23 protein-coding genes are annotated in these 24,578 nt (G+C 64.7%); 19 read left to right on the forward strand and 4 right to left on the reverse strand.

Annotation, left to right across the window (positions count from 1 at the left end):
* Positions 1-146: 146 nt before the first annotated feature.
* The gene (locus tag Q7U29_RS17530) at positions 147-950 is read left to right on the forward strand and encodes a hypothetical protein (RefSeq protein ID WP_304743579.1); all 804 of its coding nucleotides are present in this window, start codon (positions 147-149) and stop codon (positions 948-950) included.
* 188 nt (positions 951-1,138) lie between these two features.
* Positions 1,139-1,849: a GrlR family regulatory protein gene (locus Q7U29_RS17535; protein WP_304743580.1), complete on the forward strand. Its 711-nt coding sequence runs from the start codon at positions 1,139-1,141 to the stop codon at positions 1,847-1,849.
* A 21-nt stretch (positions 1,850-1,870) separates the two neighbouring features.
* Here the strand turns inward: Q7U29_RS17535 and mutS are convergent, their stop codons facing one another.
* On the reverse strand, positions 1,871-4,597 hold the full coding sequence (gene mutS / locus Q7U29_RS17540; protein WP_304743582.1) for a DNA mismatch repair protein MutS: 2,727 nt from the start codon (positions 4,595-4,597) through the stop codon (positions 1,871-1,873).
* Between the two features lie 281 nt (positions 4,598-4,878).
* Here mutS and pcaF point away from each other — a divergent pair, with 281 nt between their 5' ends.
* From pcaF to Q7U29_RS17620, 16 genes are all read left to right on the forward strand, one after another.
* Positions 4,879-6,087: a 3-oxoadipyl-CoA thiolase gene (gene pcaF / locus Q7U29_RS17545; protein ID WP_304743584.1), complete on the forward strand. Its 1,209-nt coding sequence runs from the start codon at positions 4,879-4,881 to the stop codon at positions 6,085-6,087.
* Positions 6,088-6,216: 129 nt separating this feature from the next.
* On the forward strand, positions 6,217-7,944 hold the full coding sequence (locus tag Q7U29_RS17550; RefSeq protein WP_304743586.1) for an FAD-dependent oxidoreductase: 1,728 nt from the start codon (positions 6,217-6,219) through the stop codon (positions 7,942-7,944).
* 84 nt (positions 7,945-8,028) lie between these two features.
* A complete protein-coding gene (locus Q7U29_RS17555) occupies positions 8,029-8,517 on the forward strand; it encodes a type II 3-dehydroquinate dehydratase (RefSeq protein WP_304743587.1) in 489 nt (162 codons plus the stop codon).
* Between the two features lie 199 nt (positions 8,518-8,716).
* On the forward strand, positions 8,717-9,370 hold the full coding sequence (locus tag Q7U29_RS17560) for a hypothetical protein (RefSeq protein ID WP_304743589.1): 654 nt from the start codon (positions 8,717-8,719) through the stop codon (positions 9,368-9,370).
* 2 nt (positions 9,371-9,372) lie between these two features.
* Entirely contained in the window at positions 9,373-10,179 is an 807-nt protein-coding gene (locus tag Q7U29_RS17565; RefSeq protein ID WP_304743591.1) for a sugar phosphate isomerase/epimerase, read from the forward strand.
* Positions 10,180-10,396: 217 nt separating this feature from the next.
* Positions 10,397-11,290, forward strand: coding sequence for a dioxygenase (locus tag Q7U29_RS17570; RefSeq protein WP_304743593.1), 894 nt, complete (start codon positions 10,397-10,399; stop codon positions 11,288-11,290).
* 84 nt (positions 11,291-11,374) lie between these two features.
* The gene (locus tag Q7U29_RS17575) at positions 11,375-12,331 is read left to right on the forward strand and encodes a tripartite tricarboxylate transporter substrate binding protein (protein WP_304743595.1); all 957 of its coding nucleotides are present in this window, start codon (positions 11,375-11,377) and stop codon (positions 12,329-12,331) included.
* A 54-nt stretch (positions 12,332-12,385) separates the two neighbouring features.
* A complete protein-coding gene (locus Q7U29_RS17580; protein WP_304743596.1) occupies positions 12,386-13,300 on the forward strand; it encodes a LysR substrate-binding domain-containing protein in 915 nt (304 codons plus the stop codon).
* 125 nt (positions 13,301-13,425) lie between these two features.
* On the forward strand, positions 13,426-14,550 hold the full coding sequence (locus Q7U29_RS17585) for a 4-oxalomesaconate tautomerase (RefSeq protein ID WP_304743598.1): 1,125 nt from the start codon (positions 13,426-13,428) through the stop codon (positions 14,548-14,550).
* A gap of 16 nt (positions 14,551-14,566) precedes the next feature.
* Positions 14,567-15,595, forward strand: a complete 1,029-nt coding sequence (locus tag Q7U29_RS17590) for an amidohydrolase family protein (RefSeq protein WP_304743599.1) — start codon at positions 14,567-14,569, stop codon at positions 15,593-15,595.
* A gap of 1 nt (position 15,596) precedes the next feature.
* Complete coding sequence (gene ligK / locus Q7U29_RS17595) at positions 15,597-16,292, forward strand: 4-carboxy-4-hydroxy-2-oxoadipate aldolase/oxaloacetate decarboxylase (protein ID WP_304743601.1); 696 nt, start codon at positions 15,597-15,599, stop codon at positions 16,290-16,292.
* A gap of 5 nt (positions 16,293-16,297) precedes the next feature.
* Complete coding sequence (locus Q7U29_RS17600) at positions 16,298-17,227, forward strand: NAD(P)-dependent oxidoreductase (RefSeq protein ID WP_304743602.1); 930 nt, start codon at positions 16,298-16,300, stop codon at positions 17,225-17,227.
* 11 nt (positions 17,228-17,238) lie between these two features.
* Positions 17,239-18,153, forward strand: coding sequence for an amidohydrolase family protein (locus tag Q7U29_RS17605; RefSeq protein ID WP_304743604.1), 915 nt, complete (start codon positions 17,239-17,241; stop codon positions 18,151-18,153).
* Between the two features lie 12 nt (positions 18,154-18,165).
* The gene (ligA, locus tag Q7U29_RS17610) at positions 18,166-18,555 is read left to right on the forward strand and encodes a protocatechuate 4,5-dioxygenase subunit alpha (RefSeq protein ID WP_304743605.1); all 390 of its coding nucleotides are present in this window, start codon (positions 18,166-18,168) and stop codon (positions 18,553-18,555) included.
* On the forward strand, positions 18,556-19,413 hold the full coding sequence (locus Q7U29_RS17615) for a class III extradiol dioxygenase subunit beta (protein ID WP_304743606.1): 858 nt from the start codon (positions 18,556-18,558) through the stop codon (positions 19,411-19,413).
* A gap of 1 nt (position 19,414) precedes the next feature.
* Positions 19,415-20,383, forward strand: coding sequence for a Gfo/Idh/MocA family oxidoreductase (locus Q7U29_RS17620; RefSeq protein WP_304743608.1), 969 nt, complete (start codon positions 19,415-19,417; stop codon positions 20,381-20,383).
* A 125-nt stretch (positions 20,384-20,508) separates the two neighbouring features.
* On the opposite strand, the gene Q7U29_RS17625 is transcribed toward Q7U29_RS17620, so the two are convergent.
* From Q7U29_RS17625 to Q7U29_RS17635, 3 genes are all read right to left on the reverse strand, one after another.
* Positions 20,509-21,741, reverse strand: a complete 1,233-nt coding sequence (locus tag Q7U29_RS17625; protein WP_304743610.1) for a benzoate/H(+) symporter BenE family transporter — start codon at positions 21,739-21,741, stop codon at positions 20,509-20,511.
* Between the two features lie 16 nt (positions 21,742-21,757).
* On the reverse strand, positions 21,758-22,279 hold the full coding sequence (locus Q7U29_RS17630) for a DUF1993 family protein (RefSeq protein WP_304743612.1): 522 nt from the start codon (positions 22,277-22,279) through the stop codon (positions 21,758-21,760).
* 79 nt (positions 22,280-22,358) lie between these two features.
* Positions 22,359-23,264 (reverse strand): helix-turn-helix domain-containing protein, encoded by a 906-nt coding sequence (locus Q7U29_RS17635; RefSeq protein ID WP_304743614.1) that lies wholly within the window; start codon positions 23,262-23,264, stop codon positions 22,359-22,361.
* A gap of 51 nt (positions 23,265-23,315) precedes the next feature.
* Here Q7U29_RS17635 and pobA point away from each other — a divergent pair, with 51 nt between their 5' ends.
* The gene (gene pobA, locus Q7U29_RS17640) at positions 23,316-24,488 is read left to right on the forward strand and encodes a 4-hydroxybenzoate 3-monooxygenase (protein WP_304743616.1); all 1,173 of its coding nucleotides are present in this window, start codon (positions 23,316-23,318) and stop codon (positions 24,486-24,488) included.
* Positions 24,489-24,578: the final 90 nt, after the last annotated feature.

Genomic DNA, 24,578 nt, shown 5'->3' on the forward strand with positions numbered 1-24,578 from the left:
CGTCCAGAACCTCAGGAAACAAGGTCGCTTGATAACGCGACGCTCCGGTGACATGCGCCATCACGGCCCCCGAATCAGAAAATCCACTCCAAATGATGTTAACACACCCACTTTTCACACAGCCTGGTTCGCAGGGACGACAGCAAATGTCCCCCGAACTCGCCTTCCTCCTGACGCTGTTGCTGCGCATGGCGATCACCGCGGCGTTCGTGGTGACGGCGTCCGTGATCACCGAGCGTTCCGGTCCGGTGATCGGCGCGCTGGTCGCGACGCTGCCGATTTCGGCGGGACCTTCCTACGTCTTTCTCGCGCTCGATCATGACGCGGCGTTCATCGCCGAGGGCGCGCTGGCCAGCCTGCCGATCAACGCCGCGACGATCCTGCTGGGCCTCACCTATGTCGTGCTGGCACAGCGCCACAATGCGGTGGTCAGCTGCCTCGGTGCGGTCGCGGTGTGGATCGCGCTGGCCTCGATCATTCGCTCGGTGCACTGGACGCTGGCCGGCGGCCTGGCTGTCAATGTCATTGCCTTTGCGATCTGCGTGCCGCTGCTGCGGCGCTTCCGCCACGTCAGGATGCCGCTGATCACGCGGCGCTGGTACGACATCCCGCTGCGCGCCTCGCTGGTCGCCACCCTGGTGGCGACGGTGGTGACGGCGTCGGGCTGGGTCGGTCCCAAGGTCAGCGGCATCATTGCGCTGTTCCCGGTGGTGTTCACCAGCATGATGCTGATCCTGCACCCGCGCATTGGTGGTCCTGCAACCGCCGCCGTGATAGCCAACAGCGCTGGCGGCTTGATGGGGCTGGGCATCGCCATCGCGATGATCAATGTCGCAGCCTCGCGGTTCGGCTCGACGATCGGCCTCGGCATCGCGCTGGCGATCTGCGTGAGCTGGAATCTCGGGCTGTGGTGGTGGAGCCGGCGGAAGTTGGCGCGCGTAGAGCCGTAGGGTGGGCAAAGGCGCGCCTTCGCGCCGTGCCCACCATCTATCGCGGTCCTCATTTATCAATGGTGGGCACGCCATCGGGTGCGCGCTTTGCGCGACCCGTCGGCTTTGCCCACCCTGCGGACAAGATTGATGGTTACCCCTGCCGCTAGACCCGCTAGATTGGCCGCGGGACAAGACTGGGGCGCGCGGTGGAGGGGTTGTACAAGGTCGAATACGATATCAACGACGGCTCCGGCCGCAGCGTGCTGTACGCCCATGACGGCGAGATGCTCGGTGGCAATACGGCCTTCGCCCACTTCGGCAGCTACCAGGATGTGGGCGGGGAAATCATCGCCAGGCTCAGGACCCGGCGCCACAGTGCGTCGCCGCATCACCGGTCGTTGGTCAGTTCCGACGCGGTCACCATCAGCATGCGTGGCCGGCCGGAGGGGCCGCGCTATCGCTTCGCCGGCGAGGTAGTGGAGGATGCCGGTTCGGTGTTTCGCGCCGTGATGACGCCGCTCGGCAATGACGATATCCCGCCGCCCGGCGCTGTTGGCGACGGCAGCATCGTCAGCGGACTCTACTCGATCGATATGAGGATGCTGGACGGCGTTGCCGGCGGGCATACCGGCGTGATGCTGCTGCATGACGGCCGCATCCTCGGCGGCGACGCCTTCTTCTATTACCTCGGCGCCTACGCCTCGGCGAACGGCCGCTGGAAGGGCGAGTTCGTCAATCAGGAACACACCCCGGCAAAAAGCGAGCATCCGCTGTTCGGCGGTTACGAGGTGGGCATCGGCTTCTCCGGCCGTTGCGATGCCGGCGGCGCCGAAATAGAGGCGACCGCGCTGGCCGGCAAGCGCAGCATCCGCCTCGCCGCCACGCTGAAGCTGATCCAGCCGTTCGCCGGCCGCTGACGGTCCCCGGCGCACCGGTTATTATTTCGGCAATTTCGCCTTCAGCGCATACAGCGCCTCCAGCGCGTCGCGCGGCGACATTTCGTCGGGATGCAGCGCCTTCAACGCCTCGATCAATTGCTCGGCCTCGCTCGGCGGCGCCGGTTCGGCGGCGGCGCGCGACGGCACCGCGAACAGCGGCAGGTCGTCGACCAGCACACGGGCGGCCTGGCCGCGGTCCTGCGCCTCGAGTTTGGCCAGTACCGATTTGGCGCGCGCGATGACAGGCGCCGGCAGGCCTGCGAGCTTTGCCACCTGGATGCCGTAGGAGCGGTCGGCCGAGCCCGGCAGCACTTCGTGCAGGAACACGACGTCGCCCTGCCATTCCTTGACCCGCACCGTGGCGTTGAACAGCCGCGGCAGTTTGGCCGAGAGCGCGGTGAGTTCATGGTAATGCGTGGCAAACAGCGCGCGGCAGCGGTTGGCCTCGTGCAGGTGCTCGATCGCCGCCCAGGCGATGGAAAGGCCATCGAAAGTCGCGGTGCCGCGACCGATCTCGTCCAGGATCACCAGCGAACGTTCGCTGGCCTGATTGAGGATGACGGCGGTCTCCACCATCTCCACCATGAAGGTGGAGCGGCCGCGCGCCAGATCATCGGCGGCGCCGACGCGGGAGAACAGCCGGTCGACGATGCCGATGCGGGCGCGGGTGGCCGGCACGAAACTGCCGGTCTGCGCCAGCAGCGCGATCAGCGCGTTCTGGCGCAGAAAGGTCGATTTGCCCGCCATGTTGGGGCCGGTGATCAGCCAGATCTGGCCGGACTTTTGCGCCGGTCCGGGGGAGAGATCGCAGGCATTGGCGATGAAGGGGTGGCCGTCGCGCTTCAACGCCTGCTCCACCACCGGATGCCGGCCGCCCTCGATCGCAAAGCCGAGCGAGCCATCGACCTCGGGCCGCACGTAATTGTCATCGATCGCGAGTTTGGCCAATGCGGTCGCGACATCCAGCAACGCGAAGGCATGGGCTGCTGCACGCAGATCGTCGCTGGCGGCCATGACCATCGCGGACAGCCGCTCGAAAATCTCCAGCTCCAGCCCGAGCGCGCGGTCGCCGGCGTTGGCAATCTTGGCTTCGATCTCGCCGAGTTCCGAGGTGGTGAAGCGCGTCTGGCCGGCCAGCGTCTGGCGATGAATGAAGGTCGCATTCAAGGGCGGCGACATCAGCTTGTCGCCGTGCTGCGCAGTCACTTCGACGAAATAGCCGAGCACATTGTTGTGCCGGATCTTCAGGCCCTTGACGCCGGTATCGTCAGCGTAGCGCGCCTGCATCGCGGCGACGACGAGGCGGGAGGCGTCGCGCAGATTGCGGGTCTCGTCGAGCGCGGCCTCATAGCCCTCGCGCACGAAACCGCCGTCGCGCTTGATGAGGGGCAGTTGCTCGGCCAGCGCGCGCTCGAATTCGCGCGCCAATTCGCGGGACGGCCGGCGCAGCGCCTCCATGATGGCAGCGATTTCCGGCGGCGGCGCTTCGAGTTGTCCGAGCCGTGCCAGCGCCGCATCGGCGGCCAGAATGCCGTCGCGCAGGCCGGCGAGATCGCGCGGGCCGCCGCGTCCGACCGACAATCGCGCCAGCGCACGCGACATGTCGGGTGCCGATCGCAGAATGGTCCTGAGGTCGTCGCGCGCCGCACTGTCGGCAACGAAGGTGGCGATGGCATCGAGCCGCCGCGCAATTGCGGCGCCGTCGGTGAGAGGGGCCGCCAGCCGCTGCGCCAGCAGGCGCGAGCCGGCGGGGGTCACGGTGCAGTCGATCGCATCGAGCAGCGAGCCGCGCCGCTCGCCGGCCAGCGTCCGCGTCAATTCCAGATTGGCGCGGGTGGCGGGGTCGATCGCCATCGTGGTGCCGGACGCCTCGCGCGACGGCGGCGACAGCGGCGGGCGCTTTCCGACCTGGGTGCGGTCGATATAGGTAACGGCGGCGGCAGCGGCCGTGGCCTCCAGCCGCGACATCGCGCTGAGCCCGTCCATGGTGGCGACCGCGAAATAGTCGCATAGCCGCCGCTCGGCGGTGGCGCTGTCGAAGACGTCGCGGGTCAGCGGCGTTACGGCCGGCAATTCGCGCAGGCTCGGCCCTATCTCGGGATCGCCATAGAGCGCGTCGGTGACGATGACCTCGTTGGGATTGATCCGCGCCAGCGTGGCGGCGAGTTCGCCGGTCGCGCATTCCGTGACGATGAATTCGGCGGTGGAGATGTCGATCCAGGCGAGGCCAATCCGGTCGGCGCCAGCGGAGCCGCGCGACCGCGCGATGGCCAGCAGATAGTTGTTGGCCCTGGCTTCCAGCAGCGTGTCTTCGGTCAGGGTGCCCGGCGTCACCAGCCGCACCACGCCGCGGCGGACCACGCTCTTGTTGCCGCGCTTACGTGCCTCGGCCGGGTTCTCCAGCTGTTCGCACACCGCGACGCGATGACCTGCCTCGATCAGCCGATGCAGATAGTCTTCGGAACGCTCCACCGGCACGCCGCACATCGCGATATCCGCGCCCTGGTGCCTGCCGCGTTTGGTCAGGACGATGCCGAGGGTGCGCGAGGCGATCTCGGCGTCCTCGAAGAACAATTCGTAGAAATCGCCCATCCGGTAGAACAGCAGCAGTCCGGGATGGGCGGCCTTGATCTCGAGATATTGTTCCATCATCGGCGACACGCGCGCCGTGTCCTCCGCTGGGGTGGCGGGCGCGGCCGGAACGGGGATGGATTGCTGGATCGTCATTGCGGCGCAAACTACAAAATTTTGGTGAGCGGTCCTATCTGTTTGCCGCCGCAATGTGGGTTTTCCACGTTTGCGAAACTGCCATCTTCTCCCTCTCCCGCTCTTGCGGGGGAGGGCCGGGGTGGGTGAATGCTTCAACAGGCGCCGGTGTATGCTGAGACAGCCCCCACCCTAACCCTCCCCCGCAAGCGCGGGAGAGGGAACTGCAGCGTCGTCCTCAATTGACCTGCCACGCTTGCGCTCCTAAAACTCGCCAAACGCGGCATTCAGGGAGAGATTCAATGCGCGATGTGTTTGTTTGCGATGCCGTACGCACCCCGATCGGCCGCTTCGGCGGTTCGCTCGCCAAAGTGCGCGCCGACGATCTGGCAGCGGTGCCGATCAAGGCGCTGATGGCGCGGCATCCCAAGCTCGACTGGGCCGCGGTCGACGAGGTCTATTTCGGCTGCGCCAACCAGGCCGGCGAGGACAACCGCAACGTGGCGCGGATGGCGCTGCTCTTGGCCGGCCTGCCGGAATCGATCCCCGGCCTCACGCTCAACCGTCTCTGCGCTTCCGGTCTCGACGCCGTGGGTGCCGCCGGCCGCGCGATCCGCGCCGGCGAGATCGACTTTGCCATTGCCGGCGGCGTCGAATCGATGACCCGGGCGCCGTTCGTGATGGGCAAGGCGGCAGAAGCATTTTCGCGCTCGGCCGATATTTTCGACACCACCATCGGCTGGCGCTTCATCAATCCGTTGATGAAGGCGCAATATGGCGTCGATGCGATGCCGGAGACCGGCGAGAACGTCGCCGAGGAATTCCAGGTGTCGCGCGCCGATCAGGACGCGTTCGCGATCCGCTCGCAGCAGCGTGCCGGCGTCGCGATCGCGTCGGGCTATTTTGCCGAGGAAATCACGGCAGTGTCGGTGCCCGGCGGTAAGGCCGGCCCTGTCAACGTCGACAAGGACGAACACCCGCGTCCGGAAACCACCCTCGAGGGCCTCACAAAACTAAGACCGATCGTGCGCAATCCCGGCACCGTGACGGCGGGCAATGCCTCCGGCGTCAATGACGGTGCCGCCGCGATGATCCTGGCTTCGGAGGCCGCGGTGAAGAAGCACGGTCTGACGCCGCGTGCGCGGATTTTGGGCCTTGCCTCGGCCGCGGTGCCGCCGCGCATCATGGGAATCGGCCCGGTGCCGGCGACCCGCAAGCTGATGGAGCGGCTCGGCCTGAAGATCAGCGATTTCGACCTGATCGAGCTCAATGAAGCCTTTGCCAGCCAGGGCATCGCCTGCCTGCGCCAGCTCGGCGTTGCTGACGATGCCGACTTCGTCAACCCGCATGGCGGCGCCATCGCGCTCGGCCACCCCCTCGGCATGAGCGGCGCGCGGCTTGCCATGACGGCGGTGCACGGCATGGAGAAGCGTGGCGGCAAGCGCGCGCTGGCGACGATGTGCGTCGGCGTCGGCCAGGGCGTCGCGATGGCGATCGAGAAGCTGGACTGACAACTTGTCATTCCGGGATGGTGCGTTAGCACCAGACCGCAGGTGCGCAATTGCGCGCCGGGGAATCTCGAGATTCCGGATTCGATGCTGCACATCGCTCCGGAATGACGGGTTTGGAGGGGAACGCCCGTGCATCATGCTGACTTGCGCGGCGTTCCCCCCGGCTACGACGTCGTCGTGATCGGCGCCGGCGCCGCCGGCCTGTCGGCTGCGCTATTTGCCTCCATCCGCGGTGCCCGGACCCTGTTGGTCGAGAAATCAGGTTTTGTCGGCGGCACCTCGGCGCTGTCGGCGGGTTCGATCTGGATACCGAATACGCGTCATGCCTCTGAAGTCGCGGGGTCCGACAGCACTGACAATGCCGAGCGATATCTGCAGCAGATCATCGGCAACCGGGCGGACGCCAGTTTGCGCGCGGCCTTCCTGAAGGCCGGCCCCGAAGCGGTCGAGGTGCTGGAAAACCACTCTGAAGTAAGACTGCGCGCCTATCCCCGCCATCCGGACTACCGCTCGGAACTGGAGGGCGCTGTCGTAGCGGGCCGTGCGCTGGAGCCGCTGCCGTTCGACGGGCGATTGCTGGGCGATTCACTTCGCCTCGTTCGCCCGCCTATTCCGGAGTTCACGCTGCTTGGCGGCATGATGGTCGACCGCACCGACATCGGTCATTTGCTGTCGGCGGCGACGTCGATGAAATCGCTGCTGCATGCCGCGAAGCTGCTGGCGCGGTACGGGCGTGACCGGCTGAGCTATCCGAGGGGCTCGCGGCTGGTGATGGGCAATGCGCTGGTCGGCCGCCTGCTGTATTCATTGATCCGGCGCGGCGTCGATATTCTGACCGACACGTCGCTCGAAAAAATTGTCCGGGATGAAAGCGGCCGCGTCACCTCGGCGGTTCTGATTTCGGGCGGGGTCACGCGGGATATCGGCATCCGGGGCGGGCTGATTCTGGCAGGTGGTGGATTCAGCCGGCACGCCGGACGGCGGTTTGCGGCGTTGAGGACCGATGTGGCGTGGTCCGCCGTCGCGCCCGGCGCCAGCGGCGACGCGCAGGACAAGGCGATCGAGGCCGGCGCCCGCATCAGCGACCGCGATCTCAGCGCCGCCTTCTGGGCGCCGGCCTCGATCCGGCGCCGGCGCGACGGGTCGCAGGCGGTCTTTCCGCACTTCGTGCTCGACCGCGCCAAGCCGGGGACGCTGGTGGTCGACAGCAACGGCCGCCGCTTCGTCAACGAGGCGATCTCCTACCATCAATTCGCGCTGGAGATGCTGGCCCAGGGCAAGTCGGCTGTCCCCGCATTTCTGATTGCGGACGCGGTGGCGCTGCGAAAATATGGCCTCGGCATGGTGCGCCCCGGCGGCTGGGGGGCGCGCGCCGCTCTGGCCGACGGATACCTGATCGCCGGTGACAGCATCGAGCAGCTGGCGCAACGATTGAAGATCGATCCTGACCGCTTGCGCAACACGGTCGAAAGGATGAACGGTTACGCAAGAACCGGTCTCGATCTCGAATTCGGCCGGGGCAGTACGGTCTACCAGAACCACAATGGCGATGCGTCCGCCGCCGGGGCCAATCCCAATCTAGGCCCGATCGCGATCGCGCCGTTTTATGCGCTTCGGCTTTATCCGTCCGACATCGGCACGTCGGCGGGGCTGGTCACGGACGAATCTTCGCGCGTGCTGGATGCAAGCAGCCGGCCGATATCGGGCCTCTATGCCTGCGGCAACGACATGCAGTCGATCATGGGTGGGACTTATCCCGGCCCCGGGATCACGCTCGGGCCGGCCCTCGCCTTCGCCTGGCTTGCGGCATCGGACGCGACGACGATGCTTGCCGCAGAGGCGTCTTGCCTTTCATGATAGCGCAACTCGTGGTTCTGTTCGGTGTCTGCAAATGGTTCGGCGGCTGGCCGGGTTGAATTCAGTGCAACGGAGGGGACGACGATGGCCGCGAAAATCATGATCCTGAACGGACCGAACCTGAATTTCCTGGGCATCCGGGAGCCGCACATCTATGGCTCGACCACGCTCGCCGAGATCGAGGCGAGCTGCCAGGCGCTCGCCGCCACCCTCGGGATCACGATCTCGTTTCACCAGTCCAATCTCGAAGGTGAACTGGTCAACCTGATCCAGTCGGCGCACGGCCATGCCGACGCCATCATCATGAACCCCGCCGCCTATTCGTTCACGTCGATCGCATTGATCGACGCGCTGAAAATCTTCGAAGGTCCGAAAATCGAGGTTCATATCTCGAATATTCACGCCCGCGACGAACTGCACCGGCATTCGATCACGTCCACCGCGTCCACCGCCGTGATCTGCGGTCTCGGTCCTTACGGCTATATCGCCGCGATCCTCGCCGCCGTGCAGAAGCTCGGAAAACTGCCGGACGGGATTCCGGCGTCGCTGCACGGCCTGCGGGCGAAGGCATAGGCAACTATTCGAGACAGGAGTCGTTTGCTGCCCATGCTTAGAGACGCTCGCGATGCTCGCTCCTCAGCATGAGGTTGTTGTGTTTCAGCAGGTAAAACCTCATCCTGAGGAGGCCGCGAAGTGGCCGTCTCGAAGGATGGGCAGCAATACAGATCTATGATTCCAGGAACTGGGATCAACGGTTCGGGAGGATATCACGATGCGCGGAGCGGGTTTCCTGGCGATCTGGAGCGATGTCGAGCGGTCGAACCTGACCGATTATCGTCACTGGCTGACGCGCGAGCACACCACGGAGCGGGTGACCACCGACGGGTTCCTCGCCAATCGCGTGTTCCGAGCCGTCCGCGCCGACATCGAGCGCTTCTTCATTCTCTACGAGCTGCAAGCGCCGGAGGTTCTCGACGGCCCCGCCTACCTCGCGCGGCTCAACGCGCCGACGCCGTGGTCGCAGCGCATCATGCCGCAGCTCGGAAACTTCATTCGCGGCGGCGGCGTGGTGACGGCCCGGGCCGGGCGCGGCGAGGGGGCCACCATCGTCGCGCTGCGTCTCGAACGCTTGCCGGAAGACCCCAAGCGCCTGGCCGATGATATTGCCGCGCTCGATGGGGTCGCCGCGGTGCAGATCGGTGCCACCGATATCGCCAGGACCTCGGTGCCGACAATCGAGAAGGGGATGCGGAAAGACGAGGGTGTGTTTGCCGGCCTGCTGCTGATCGAAACGCTCGACGAGGCTTCGCTTCGTAGCGCGGTACGCAAGGCGGCCGAAATGGCGCCGGACGTGCTGGGCGATGTCGGCGACCCCGAGATCTATCAGGGGATCTTCGCGCTGGACAAGCGTATCGCCTGGGTCTGACCTTGCCGTCGTTTTCGCTTGCCGCGCTGACCGTGCTCGAACTGGCGCCGCCGGCACTGGTCGACGTCGCAGCGGCCTGCGGCTATGAGCACGTCGGAATCCGGCTGTTGCCGGCGACACCAGGCGGCGTCGCCTATCTGCTGATGGAAGACGAGCCGAGCCTGAAGGAAACCCTCGCGCGGCTCGGTGCGACCGGGGTGACGGTCGCGGACCTGGAAGTGGTCGCGTTGCGACCGGAAACCGACATCGCCGACTTCTCCGCATTGTTCGAGACCGGCGCGCGGCTCGGCGCGAAACACATTCTGGTCGCGGCCTATGATCCCGTCCTGGACAGGTTTGCGGATCGCTTCGCGACATTTTGCGAGGCCGCGGCTCCCTTTGGGTTGTCAGCCGATCTCGAATTCATGCCGTGGACAGCGGTGCCCGACCTTGCGACCGCGTGGCGGATAGTCGAGAAAGTCGGAAAGGCCAATGCCGGCGTTCTGGTGGATGCGATGCACTTCGACCGGTCGGGAAGTTCGATCGGCGACCTCGGCAAAATTCCCACGGACCGGCTGCACTATTGGCAGTTGTGCGACGGCCCGGCCGAGCGGCCGGCGACGACGGAAGCCATGATGCTGGCGGCCCGAACCGAGCGGATGTTTCCCGGCGAGGGCGGCATCGACCTCGTTGGGCTGGCGCGCGCGATGCCGGCGGGTACCACCATCAGCATCGAAGTCCCGACCCTGGAACTGGCGAAGACGATGGATGCGCGCCCCCGCGCGCAACGCGCGCTCGACGCAGCCCGGCGCGTCATCGCGGCGGCGTGACCGTCCCTTTCGTGATCATCTGATTCGGTTTAGCGTCGCTTGCCGATGCTCTTACTCCCCTCCTCCCACGCGCTCTTGCGCGTGGCGGGGAGGGGTCGGGGGTGGGGGGGCGTCTGAGCAAATTCGCTGAGAGTCGTGCGCGCTGATAGACCCCCCGGCCCCTCCCCACCGCTTCGCGGGGGGAGGGGAGAAGACATTATGGCCGGGGGAGTGCGCGATGATCATCGAACGTCAGCAGGACGTCACGGTTGCCGCGACATCTGTCATGGAACGGACGTCCGACCCGCGGCTGCGGGAAATCATGGTGTCGTTGGTCAAGCACCTGCACGGCTTTGTCCGCGATGTCAGGCTGACCGAGGCGGAATTCCGCGAAGCCGCCGCCATTATCGGCGAGCTCGGTAAACTCACGACCGACACGCACAACGAAATCATCCTGATGGCAGGCTCGCTCGGCGTGTCGTCGCTGGTGTGCCTCTTGAACAATGGCGACCAGGGCAATACCGAAACCGCGCAATCGCTGCTCGGGCCGTTCTGGCGGCTGAACTCTCCGCGCGTTGAGAACGGCGGCAGCATCGTCCGCTCCGATACGCCGGGCGCGCCGTTGTTCGTCACCGCGCGCGTGGTGGACGCTGCCGGCCAGCCGATTGCGGGCGCGGAAGTGGATATCTGGCACGCTTCGCCGGTCGGGCTCTACGAAAACCAGGATCCCGAGCAGGCCGAGATGAACCTGCGCGGCAAATTCACCAGCGATGCCGATGGCCGCTTCTGGTTTCGGTCGGTGATGATGACGGGTTATCCGATTCCGACCAGCGGCGTGGTCGGCCGGCTGTTGAAGCAGCAGGGCAGGCATCCCTATCGTCCGGCGCATCTTCACGCGCTGATCTTCAAGCCGGGATTCAAGGTGTTGATTTCCCAGGTCTACGATCCTGCTGATCCTCACATCGACAGCGACGTGCAGTTTGGCGTGACCAAGGCGCTGATCGGCGATTTCGTGCGCCATGACGAGCCGCATCCGACCGCGAGCGATATCGGCACGCCCTGGTTTTCTCTCGACTACGTCTATCGGATGGAGGTAGGAGACGCCGTGCTTCCACGCCCGCCCATCAAGTGACCGGGTGGCGAACTGATCCATCAAGGCAGGGCTACCACAATGACATTTTCCAAAGCCGTCTCCCGGATTCTGCTCGGGACATCCATGGCTGTGCTTGTGCTGCTGGCGCTTGCCGTCCCCCAACACCAGGCCTGGGCCCAGACCAACTACCCAGGCAAGCCGGTGCGCATCGTGTTGCCCTTTGCCGCCGGAGGCGTTGCCGATATCACCGCGCGCGTCATCGCGGAACGGCTCGGCGCCAAGCTGAACGGCCGCTTCTACGTCGAGAACCAACCCGGCGCGGGCGGCATTGCCGCGGCCCGGTCGGTGATTTCGTCGTCGGCGGACGGATATACGCTGGCCTTGCTGTCGAACGGAACCGCGATCAGCGTCTCGCTGTTCAACAAACTGCCGTACGATCCGCTGAAGGATTTCGCGCCGATTTCGAGCCTGGGGTATTTCGATTTTATCCTGGCGACCAGCGCCGACTCGCCGTTCAAGACGCTGGCGGAGTTCATGGCGGCCGCCAAGGCAAAGCCCGGTTCGCTCAATGTCGGCACCATCAATGTCGGCAGCACGCAGAATTTGTCGGCCGAGCTGTTCAAGACTGCGGCCAAACTCGATTTCGTGATCATTCCCCATCGGGGCACGCCGGAGGTTCTGATCTCGACCATGCAGGGCAACCTCGGCCTCATGATCGACAGCTACTCGGCGTTGAAGGGCAACCTCGCCGACGGGAAAATCCGGGCGCTGGCGGCGACCGGGCCGGCACGCTCGGCCAGCACGCCGGATATTCCGACCGTGCAGGAATCGGGCGTCGCCGGTTACGACGTGGTCTCCTGGAATGCGCTGTTTGCTCCTGCCGCTACGCCGCCGGAAATCGTGAAGACGCTCAATCAGGCGCTGCAGGAAATCCTCGCCGAGCCCGACGTGAAAAAGCGCCTGCTCGAACTCGGCATCGAGGCCAAAGCCAGCACGCCTGAGGAAATATCCGCTCGGCTGAAGTCGGATATCGACAAGTGGAATAAAGTGATCGAGAAGGCCGGGATTCCAAAGCAATAGTCCCGGATTTAGCATGCACGGCTCAGCTGAGCGCGGGTGTACAGTCCCAGGACCATGAACCTCAAACAGCTCGAATATTTCGTCCACGTCGCCGAACTCGGCAGCTTCAGCAAGGCTGCCGTGGTGCTCGACATCGCGCAGCCCGCGCTCAGCCGCCAGGTGCGCAGCCTCGAGACCGAACTGCGCCAGCAGCTGTTCCTGCGCAACGGTCGCGGCGTGGCGCTGACCGACGCCGGCAAGCGCTTGTTCGACCACAGCGTCGCGGTGCTGCAGCTGATGGCGCATGCGCGCGAGGATCTGGGCGCCAGCCGCAACGAGCCGGTCGGGCGGGTGACCATCGGGCTGCCCCCGAGCATCGGCCGGCAACTCACGCTGCCGCTGATCGACCGCTTCAGGAAGCAGTTGCCCGCCGCCCGGCTGGCCGTCGTCGAGGGGTTGTCGACCCATATCGTCGAATGGGTCACCACCGGACGCATCGACATCGGTCTCGTCTACAACCCCGAGGCGCAGGCTGGGCTGGAGATCACGCCGCTGCTGCAGGAGGCGCTCAGCCTGGTGAGCCGGGCGCCCAAGGGGAAAGGTATGGGCAAACGCAAGCCGGCCTCGCCGCCGCTGCCGATGAAGGAACTGCCGCGCTACCCGCTGATCGTGCCGGAGCGGGTCCACGCGATGCGCCGCCTGCTGGAGACCCAGGCGGCGCTGGCCGGCATCAAGCTCGATATTGCCTGGGAGGTATCCAGCGTCCCGTCGATCATCGATCTGGTCTGTGCCGGCTATGGCCATGCCGTGCTCACCGCCAGCGGTGTGGCGGCGTCGGCACGGTCAGGCGAACTCGTGGTGCGCCGGCTGACCGATCCGGCGCCGGTCAGCGTGCTCTGCCTCGCGGTCTCCGCGCACAAGCGTCCGACGCCGCTGGCGCTGCACGCGATGCGGCTGTTGACCGAACTGGTGCGAGGGCTGCCGGCTTAAAGCATTTCCAGCATGGCTCGGGGCTTTCACCCATGCCGGAACGTGATAGCTGTTAGAAATGGCGGATGGTGGCGAAGCCGAACCCGAACCGCCAGAATGCAAAAAATCCAATGACCGGGAACGCCATGCAAACTGCCATTCCCTGCCTGTTCATGCGCGGCGGCACCTCTCGCGGCCCGTTTTTCAACGCCGCCGACCTGCCCTCGGATATCCCGACCCGCGACAAGGTGCTGCTCGCGGTGATGGGTTCGCCCGACAAGCGCCAGATCGACGGGCTCGGCGGTGCGCATCCGCTCACCAGCAAGGTCGGCATCGTATCGAAGGGCTCGCGGCCCGGCGTCGATCTCGATTTCCTGTTCGCGCAGTTGCAGCCCGACAAGGACACCGTCGACACTACGCCCAATTGCGGCAACATGCTCGCCGCCGTGGTGCCGTTCGCGCTCGAAGCCGGACTGGTCAAGCCGCAGGGCGACACCACCACGCTGCGCGTGCTGACGCTCAACACCGACATGCAATGCGACATCACCGTGCAGACCCCTGATGGACATGTCGAATACGAGGGCGCGGCCCGGATCGACGGCGCGCCGGGCACCTCGGCGCCGATCAAGATCAACTTCCTCGACACCGCGGGCTCGGTGGCGCCGGGACTGCTGCCGACCGGGAATGTCCGCGACGTGATCGACGGCATCACCGTGACCTGCATCGACAACGGCATGCCGCTGGTGATCTTCAAGTCAGCCGATGTCGGCCGCACCGGCTATGAGAGCGTCGATCAGCTCAATGCCGATACCGAGTTGAAGGCGCGGATCGAGCGGCTGCGCATCGCCTGCGGTCACGCCATGCAGCTCGGCGACGTCACGGCCAAGAATTACCCGAAGATGACGTTGATATCGGCGCCGCGTGCCGGCGGCGCCATTTCCACGCGCAGCTTCATCCCGCATGTCTGCCACGATGCCATCGGCGTGCTGGCGGCGGTGACGGTCGCCACCGCCTGCGTGCTCGACGGTTCGATCACCCAGGGCATCGCTGTGGTGCCCGGTGAGAACGCCAAGACCATTTCGGTTGAGCATCCGACCGGCGAATTCAGCGTCGAGATCGAGGTCGATCCGGCCAATCCGCAAAATGTCACCAGCGCCGCGCTGCTGCGCACCGCGCGGCTGTTGATGCGCGGCGAGGCCATGGTGCCGGCCTCGGTCTGGGCCGGACATTTCAGCGCAGTTCCCGAACCCCGTCGCGCCCGGCAAGCATAGAACCAGGGAAGAAACGATGATCATCGACGTACACGGTCACTACACCACCGCGCCGAAGGCGCTCGAGGACTGGCGCAACCGGCAGATCGCCGGGATCAAGGATCCCTCGGCCATGCCGAAGGCAAGCGAGTTGAAGATCAGCGACGACGAGCTGCGCGAATCCATCATCAACAACCAGCTCAAGAAGATGCAGGAGCGCGGCAGCGACCTCACCATCTTCAGCCCGCGCGCCAGCTTCATGGCGCACCATATCGGCGACTTCCAGGTCTCCTCGACCTGGGCCGCGATCTGCAACGAGCTGTGTGCGCGCATCGCCAAACTTTTCCCGGACAGCTTTATTGGTGCCGCGATGCTGCCGCAGTCGCCGGGCGTCGATCCAAAAACCTGCATCCCCGAGATGGAGAAATGCGTCAAGGAGTACGGCTTCGTCGGCATCAACCTGAATCCCGACCCGTCGGGCGGGCACTGGACCTCGCCGCCGCTGTCGGACCGACAATGGTATCCGATCTACGAGAAGATGGTGGAACTCGACATCCCCGCCATGATCCACGTGTCCACCAGCTGCAACGCCTGCTTCCACACCACAGGCGCGCATTATCTCAACGCCGACACCACCGCGTTCATGCAGTGCCTTACCTCGGACCTGTTCAAGGATTTTCCGACGCTGAAATTCCTGATCCCGCACGGCGGCGGCGCGGTGCCTTATCACTGGGGCCGCTTCCGGGGCCTCGCGCAGGAGCTGAAGAAGCCGCTGCTGAAGGACCATTTGCTGAAGAACATCTTCTTCGACACCTGCGTCTATCACCAGCCCGGCATCGATCTTCTGACCAAGGTGATCCCGGTCGATAACATCCTGTTCGCCAGCGAGATGATCGGCGCGGTGAAGGGGATCGATCCCGAAACCGGCTTTCCCTATGACGACACCAAGCGTTACATCGAGGCTTCGACCATCCTGAGCGCGGAGGAAAAGAAAAAGGTCTACGAGGGCAATGCGCGGCGCGTATTCCCCAGGCTCGATGCGGCCTTGAAGGCGAAGGGCAAGTAGCATGAGCATTCCCATGAACAATCTCGGCGTGGTCAAGCGCAACATCGTTCGCGCCGACAAGACCGCGGTCGAAAAGCTGTCGCGCTTCGGCGTCGCCACCATTCACGAGGCGATGGGCCGCGTCGGCCTGATGCTGCCCTATATGCGCCCGGTCTACGCCGACGCTCACACCTGCGGCACCGCGGTCACAGTGCTGTTGCAGCCCGGCGATAACTGGATGATGCATGTGGTGGCCGAACAGCTGCAGCCGGGCGACGTCGTGGTGGCCGCCTGCACCGCCGAGAACACCGACGGCTTCTTCGGCGATCTGCTGGCCACCAGTTTTCGCGCCCGCGGCGCCAGGGGCCTGATCATCGACGGCGGCGTGCGTGACGTGAAGGACCTCACCGAAATGCAGTTCCCGGTATTTTCGAGGGCGATCAGCGCCAAAGGCACGGTGAAGGCAACACTGGGTTCGGTGAACATCCCGGTGGTCTGCGCCGGCGCGCTGGTCAATCCGGGCGACGTCATCGTCGCCGATCCCGACGGCGTGGTCGTGGTGCCCGCCGCCGTCGCCCAGCAGGCCGCGGACGCGGCGGAAGCACGCGAGGCCAATGAAGGCGACAAGCGCGCCAAGCTGGCAGCCGGCGTGCTCGGTCTCGACATGTACAACATGCGTGAGCCGCTGGCGAAAGCCGGCCTCCGCTACATAGATTGAACAGGATGTCGGTTGCTTCCAACCAGTGGCATGTCGGCCTCGTCGGCTATGGCGAGGTGGGCCGGATTCTCGCCGAGGACCTGCGCAAGGACGGCGTCCGGGTCAGCGCCTACGACATCAAGCTCGGCGACGACAGGGCCAAGCCGCTGCGCGATCACGCCGCCGGCATCGGCGTTGCGCTGGCATCGTCGCATGCCGATCTCGCCGCAGAGGCCGACCTGATCGTCTCCGCGGTTACCGCGAGCCAGGCGGTGCCGGTGGCGCAGGCCTGCATGCCCGGGCTGAAGCAGGGCGCCTGGTTCCTCGATTTCAATTCGGCGGCGCCGGGCGCCAAGCAACGCGCAGCTGCCCTGATCGACGGCGCCGGCGGACGCTATGTCGAGGGCGCCGTCATGACTTCGGTTCCGCCCTACCGCATCAAGGTGCCGTTGCTGCTGGGCGGCCCCGGCGCCCGCGAGCTGTCGCCCCTGCTGGTCGAGCTCGGCTTCAACGCCAAGGTGGCGAGCGACCAGCTCGGCGTCGCCTCGGCGGTCAAGATGTGCCGCAGCATCATGATCAAGGGCATGGAAGCCATGGTGATCGAGAGTTTCACCACGGCGCGCGCCTACGGTGTCGAGGACGCGGTGCTGGCGTCGCTCAAGGAGACCTTTCCCGGCATCGACTGGGAGAAGCAGGGCGCCTATTTCTTTCAGCGCGTGATCGAGCACGGCCGCCGCCGCAGCGAGGAGGTCCGCGAGGTGGCGGAGACCGTGCGCGAGATCGGGCTGACGCCATGGTCGGCGCAGGGCACCGCCGAACGCCAGGCCTGGATTGCCGACCTCGCCGATGACGGTCTGTTCGGCGCGAAGGGGACGAAGGAATTTGCCCGCAGCGCCGACTGGCGCACCGAGGCGGATCGGATACTCGGCAAGGTCAAGCCCGACGAAAAGCAGTGAGAAAAGCGACAATGGAATTTCAGAAAACACCGGGCTGGCTGGACTGGTACGCCGGTCCGTCAAGACCCCACTTCAAGGTGCCGGCCGGCGCCGTGGACGCGCACTGCCATGTGTTCGGCCCGGGCGCCGAATTTCCGTTCGCGCCGGAGCGCAAATACACCCCCTGCGACGCGTCGAAGCAGCAGCTCTACGCCCTGCGCGACCATCTCGGCTTCGCCCGCAACGTCGTGGTCCAGGCCACCTGCCATGGCGCCGATAACAGCGCGATGGTCGACGCGCTGGTTCATTCCGGCGGCAGAGCGCGTGGCGTCGCCACCGTCAAGCGCAGCATCAGCAACGAAGAGTTGCGCGCAATGCACGACGCTGGCGTGCGCGGCGTGCGTTTCAATTTCGTCAAACGCCTGGTCGATTTCACGCCGAAGGAAGAGTTGATCGAGATCGCCGACCGCATCGGCACGCTGGGCTGGCATGTCGTGATCTATTTCGAGGCGGTGGATTTGCCCGAATTGTGGGATTTCTTCACCTCGCTGCCGACCACGGTCGTGGTCGACCATATGGGCCGGCCCGACGTCACCAAGCCGGTCGACGGTCCGGAGTTCGAACTGTTCGTGAAGTTCATGAAGGAACATCCGAACGTCTGGTCCAAGGTCAGTTGCCCGGAGCGGCTGTCGGTCGCGGGCCCGCCGGCGCTGAACGGCGAACAAAATGCCTACCGCGACGTGATCCCCTTCGCGCGGCGCATCGTCGAAACCTTCCCTGATCGCGTACTCTGGGGAACCGACTGGCCGCATCCGAATTTGAAAGACCATATGCCCGACGACGGACTGTTGGTCGATTTCATCCCGCACGTTGCGGTCACATCACAATTGCAGCAGAAGCTGCTGGTCGACAACCCGATGCGGCTGTACTGGCCCGAACACTCCTGAGGAGACCGACCGATGTCACTCGACAAACCCTACAAGGACGTTCCCGGCACCACGATCTTCGACGCCGACATGTCGCGCCAAGGCTATCATCTCAACCAGTTCTGCATGTCGCTGATGAAAGCGGACAACCGCGCCCGCTTCAAGGCCGACGAACGCGCCTATCTCGACGAATGGCCGATGACCGAGGACCAGAAGCTGGCAGTCATGGCGCGCGACCTCAATCGCTGCATCGCGCTCGGCGGCAACATCTACTTCCTCGCCAAGATCGGCGCCACCGACGGCAAGAGTTTCCAGCAGATGGCCGGCAGCATGACCGGCATGAGCGAGGATGAATACCGCAACATGATGGTCAGCGGCGGCCGCACCATTGAAGGCAACCGCTACACCGGGGAGAAGAAGTAAATGGCCCGTATCTCAGCCAGCGTCTACACATCACACGTGCCGGCGGTAGGTGCAGCGCTCGACCTCGGCAAGACCGCGGAGCCGTACTGGCAGCCGGTATTCGCGGGCTATGACTTCTCCAAGCAGTGGTTGAAGGAGCAGAAGCCGGACGTCATCTTCCTGGTCTACAACGATCACGCCAATGCGTTCAGCCTCGACCTCATTCCGACCTTCGCGATCGGCACAGCGGCCGAGTTCGCGGTGGCCGACGAGGGCTGGGGTCCGCGTCCGGTGCCGAAAGTGATCGGCCATCCGAAACTCGCCGGCCACATCGCGCAGTCGGTGATCCAGGACGATTTCGATCTGACCATCGTCAACAAGATGGACATCGACCACGGCCTCACGGTCCCGCTCAGCCTGATGTGCGGCCAGCCGCAGGCGTGGCCCTGTCCGGTGATCCCGTTCGCCGTCAATGTGGTGCAGTACCCGGCGCCCTCGGGCCGGCGCTGCTACATGCTCGGCAAGGCGATCCGAAAGGCGATCCTGTCCTACGACGAACCGCTCAACGTGCAGATCTGGGGTACCGGCGGCATGAGCCACCAGCTGCAGGGGCCGCGCGCCGGGCTGATCAACAAGGAGTTCGACACCAATTTTCTCGACCGCCTGATTGCCGATCCCGAAGGGTTGTCGAAAATGCCGCATATCGACTACGTCCGCGAGGCCGGCAGCGAAGGCATCGAGCTCGTGATGTGGCTGATCGCGCGCGGCGCCATGAACGACGTCAATGGCGGCGGCAACAAGCCCAAGGTGCTGCATCGCTTCTACCATGTGCCCGCCAGCAACACCGCCGTGGGCCATCTGATTCTGGAGAACAACTGACGTGGCCAAGACGACTAACAAGACGATCAAGGTAGCGCTGGCCGGCGCCGGCGCATTCGGCATCAAGCATCTCGACGGCATCAGGAACATCGACGGCGTCGAGGTGGTGTCGCTGGTCGGCCGCCGTCTGGAGCCGACGAAGGAAGTTGCCGCCAAATACGGCATCGCGCATGTTTCGACCGACCTCGCCGACAGCCTCGCGCTCAAGGAGGTTGACGCGGTGATCCTGTGCACGCCGACCCAGATGCACGCGGCGCAGTCGATCGCGTGTCTCAAGGCCGGCAAGCATGTCCAGGTCGAGATTCCGCTCGCGGATTCGCTTGCGGATGCGCAGGCCGTGGTCGATCTGCAGAAGCAAACCAAGCTCGTCGCGATGTGCGGCCATACCCGCCGCTTCAACCCCAGCCATCAATGGGTGCACAAGAAGATCGTCGCAGGCGAATTCAACATCCAGCAGATGGATGTGCAGACCTTCTTCTTCCGCCGCTCCAACATGAACGCGCTGGGCCAGCCGCGCAGCTGGACCGACCATTTGCTGTGGCACCATGCGGCGCATACGGTCGACCTGTTCGCCTACCAGGCGGGCTCGCCGATCGTGAAGGCCAACGCGGTGCAGGGGCCGATCCATCCGACCCTGGGGATCGCGATGGATATGTCGATCCAGCTCAAGACGGCCAGCGGCGCGATCTGCACGCTCAGCCTGTCCTTCAACAATGACGGTCCGCTCGGCACCTTCTTCCGCTATATCGGCGACACCGGCACCTACATCGCGCGCTACGACGATCTGTTCAACGGCAAGGAAGAGAAGATCGACGTGTCGAAAGTCGACGTCTCCATGAACGGCATCGAGCTGCAGGACCGCGAGTTCTTCGCCGCGATCCGCGAGGGCCGCGAGCCGAATTCGAGCGTCGCGCAGGTACTGGCATGTTACCAGGTGCTGCACGATCTGGAGCAGCAACTCGACGCTTGAAAGTCCCGTAGCCCGGATGAAGGCCTTGGGTCACGCCTTCGGCGTGCCCCAGAGGCGCAATCCGGGAACGGTGCAAGAAAAGTCCCGGATTACGCAAGCGCTCCAGCCGGGCTACGGGCTACGGGCTACGATTTCGTCTCTGCCGTGAAATCCGACCGCTCCAGCAGAAGTGAGATCGCGACGCCGGACAAGAGACCCCAGAACGCGGCGCCGATGTTCAACAGGGGCACATCGGCGACGCTGACAAGGAAGGCCAACAGCGCGCCGAAGGAGAAGCGCTCCTTGAACGCGGTGACAAACGCCGTCTGCAGGACGCGCAGCATCGCGAGTCCCGCCAGGGCCATCACCAGGGATTTGGGCGAAACCAGCAGCAACCGTGTAAATGTCGGCGCCAGCAGTCCGAACACCAGCGCCAGACCGCCAACGAACATGGCGGCGCTGTAGTGGCGTCCTCGCTCGCCGCTCGAGACCACAATGGCGTTGGTCGGCCCCGTCAGGCAGGAACTGACGCCACCGACGGCGGCGCTGATCACCGAGCCGATGCCGCAGGCCATGGTCACGGCGTTGATCGGCGGCGTATGCCCTGCCGCCCCTAGCACGGCAAAGCCCTGGCCATTCTGCACGACGAGAACCGTGATCGCGAGCGGCACGACAAGCTCGATCATGGCCGCGAGCGACCAGACCGGTGTCTGGATCACCGGGCGGATCAGTTCGAATTGAAGCGTTGCGGTGGCGTCGAACCGGCTGAACAGCACGGTCATCGATGCGCCGACCACGAGCGCCCCGATGATGGGCGGAAAACGCCGGCCAAGGCGCGGGATCGCCGACAGGATGAGCCAGATCGCGACCATCGGTCCGACGATGATGGTGTCGGCAAAGACGGCGCGGACGAGCTCGAGGCCAAAGCGCAGAAAAACGCCGGCGACCATGCCCATGACGATCGGCATCGGAACAAACTGCATGACCCGTTTGACCCAGCCGCTCGCACCCAACACCAGCATCAGCAGGCCCGTAGCGTAAAACGCGCCGACAACCTCCGGAAACGTCAGATGAGTCAGCGACTGTCCGACCAGGACCGTACCGGGAATGGTCCAGAAGAAGACGAGCGGCTGACGATAGAGCCCGCTGAACAGCAGCGTGATCACGCCGTTGAAAAAGAAGACGCCGAAGATCCAGGATGCGATTTCGCTCTCGGAGAGCCCCCCGTTCGAGCCGACGGCCAGAATGATCGCAACAGGCCCGGTCACAGCGAACAGCCAGCCAATGAAACCGTTCGATGCGTAGAGCAAGCCGAAATCTGAAATGATCCCCCCAACACCGGGCGGTCGTTCAGTCGGTCGTTCGATCTGAGTGAACATCAGGAAAGGCCGCTCCTCACGTCCGTAGCTTCAGCCTGCCCATGAAATCGCGCTTTCCGAGCGGTGCGCCCTTGTGGCGGAGAATGTCGTAAGCCGTCGTCGCGTGGAAAAAGAAGTTCGGCAGCGAGAACGACATCAGGAATCCTTCGGTGGTGAAAGGCAGCGCGCGCTCGCCGAGCTTGAAGGTGACGTCGCGGCCGGCGAGCGCGTCGACCGCCTCCGGTGTCAGGGCCGAGAGTTCGTGCTGCGCCTCCGTCACCAGCGCCTGCAGCCCGGCATAGTCGAGATCGGTCTTGCCAGACGGCGGCAGGAACACGCCGTTTTGCGCCGCCTCGATCGCGCCGCGCGAATGATGGGCGACCGAGACGATCTGGAAGCGCAGCGGCAGCATGTCGGGCGCAAGCCGGGTCTCGACGATTTCGGCCGGATCGACGCCCTTCTCGCGGAAATGCGCAAGGCTCTTCTCGAGGCTGGCGCCGACGGCGCCGAGGATCTGCAGGTAGTTGGCGACGGTGGCGTCGTAGAGCGAAAAGGCCATGGCGTAGATCTCCCATCATTTTGTGTGCTTCTTGCCGGCGATACATTCCCGGAATTTTCACCGATTGCAATCGGCGGAGCTAAGTGCCCCCGTGCACCTTGTCGCGAAAACCTCGCGGCGACAGGCCGGTTGATCCCGAGAACAGCCGGCTGAAATAGGCCGGGTCGCTGAAACCGAGCGCATAGGCGATCGTCGAGACCGGCAGGTTGGTATAGACGAGGTTGCGCCGCGCCTCGCGAATGACCCGGTCGAGGATCACATGCGATGCCGCGTGGCCGGTTGCCGCGCGGGCCAGCCGGCTCAGATGCGTCGGTGTGATCGCCAGCGCGGCGGCATAGTCCGACACGGTCCAGTGCTGCAGGAAGTGTTGTTCGAGCAGCGCCTCGAACCGGCGAAAAAGGTCGGGTTTCGCCATGCCGCCCGGCATCCTGCCGTTCGCGGCCATTTCGCGCGCGACCAGGCCGATCAGGGCCGCGGACAGTGCCCGCAGGATATGCGCCCTGGCAAAATGGCGCCCGGCGAATTCAGCGAAAATCTGCTGCATCGCATTGCGCATCTCGGGCGTGCCGCGCACCACGGTCGAATGCGCCAGTACGCGCCGCAACCCTTCCGAGGGTGTCAGCACCTCGTCCAGCATTTCAGCCGATACGGTCAGCACCCAGCCCTGGGTGCCCGGTTTGAAGCTGAAGCCGTGGACGTCGCCGATATGCACGTTGACGACCCGCATCGGCCGCAGCGCGTGGATCCGTCCTTCCAGCGTCGCCTGTCCGCCGCCGCGTTCGATCAGCAGTATCTGATGCAGCCGTGCATGCCGGTGGGCTGCGAATTCCCATTGGTGCAGCACCGAACGCGCGGCGATGGTTTCGCAATGCACGACGTCAGGCAGATCGCCGGACTCGCCAAACAGGTTGTAGGTCTGGACGGTTCGCTGGGCCGGGGTTCTGCTCATGTTCGAATCATACAAGACAAAGGAGGGTCTATCCATTCTGAACGAGCCAAAACTCCGTAGATTTGTCCAAAATCGAGGGAGGGTGCCATGAAGGTTCAGGTTTGCATCATTGGCGGCGGACCGTCGGGGCTGCTGCTGTCCCAGCTCCTGCATCTGCAGGGCATCGAAACCGTGGTGCTGGAAAAATACAGCCGCGAATATGTCTTGGCGCGGATTCGGGCGGGCGTGCTGGAGCACGGCTTCGCCCAGCTGATGCGCGAGGCCCAATGCGGCGAGCGCATGGACCGCGAGGGCGAGATCCACAAGGGTTTTCACATCGCCCATGACGGGGTGATGGATCACGTCGATCTGTTCAAATATTCGGGCGGCAGTTCGGTCGTCGTCTATGGCCAGACCGAACTGACGCGCGATCTCTACGACGCGCGCGAGCGGATGAACGGCAACGTCATTCACAACGCCGAGGACGTGACGCCGCACGATCTGAATTCGGATGCGCCCTATGTCACCTATCGCGACGGCGACAGGGTCGTCCGCATCGATTGCGAGTATGTCATCGGCGCCGACGGTTTCCACGGCGTCAGCCGCAAGTCGATCCCGAAGGATGTGCTGCGCGAATATGAGCGGGTCTATCCGTTCGGCTGGCTAGGGGTGCTGTCGCGCACCAAACCGGTGTCATCGGAACTGATCTATGCCAGGCACGAGCGCGGATTTGCGCTGTGCTCGCTGCGGTCGCAGGTGCTGAGCCGCTACTACATCCAGGTGCCGCTGACGGATCGGATCGAAGACTGGTCCGACGATGCGTTCTGGGCCGAGCTCAAGCTCCGGCTGCCGGACAATGTCGCGGCCGGGTTGATCACCGGCCCGTCGATCGAGAAGAGCATCGCGCCGTTGCGCAGCTTCGTGGCCGAGCCGATGCGCTATGGCCGCCTGTTCCTCGCCGGCGACGCCGCGCATATCGTGCCGCCGACCGGCGCGCGCGGGCTCAACAGCGCGGCCTCGGATATCTATTACCTCTATCACGCCATGGTCGGTCACTACAAAAAGGGCGACGATGCCGGTCTCGACGGCTATTCGAAAAAGGCGCTGGCGCGGGTCTGGAAGGCGCAACGTTTTTCATGGTGGATGACCATGATGCTGCACCGTTTCCCGGACAATATTTCCTACGACGACAGGCTGCAGGAAACCGAGCTGTCGTACCTGTTCTCGTCCGAGGCCGCCCAGCGCTCGCTGGCCGAGAACTATGTGGGGCTGCCGTTCTAGAGCATCGGTCCGCTCAGCCTGGATTTGATCCAGAGCAATTCACGCCGGCAACCGATCGAATAGACATGATGCAACATCAGGGAGAGGTCC

This window comes from Bradyrhizobium sp. (assembly GCF_030654605.1).
Classification (GTDB): domain Bacteria; phylum Pseudomonadota; class Alphaproteobacteria; order Rhizobiales; family Xanthobacteraceae; genus Bradyrhizobium.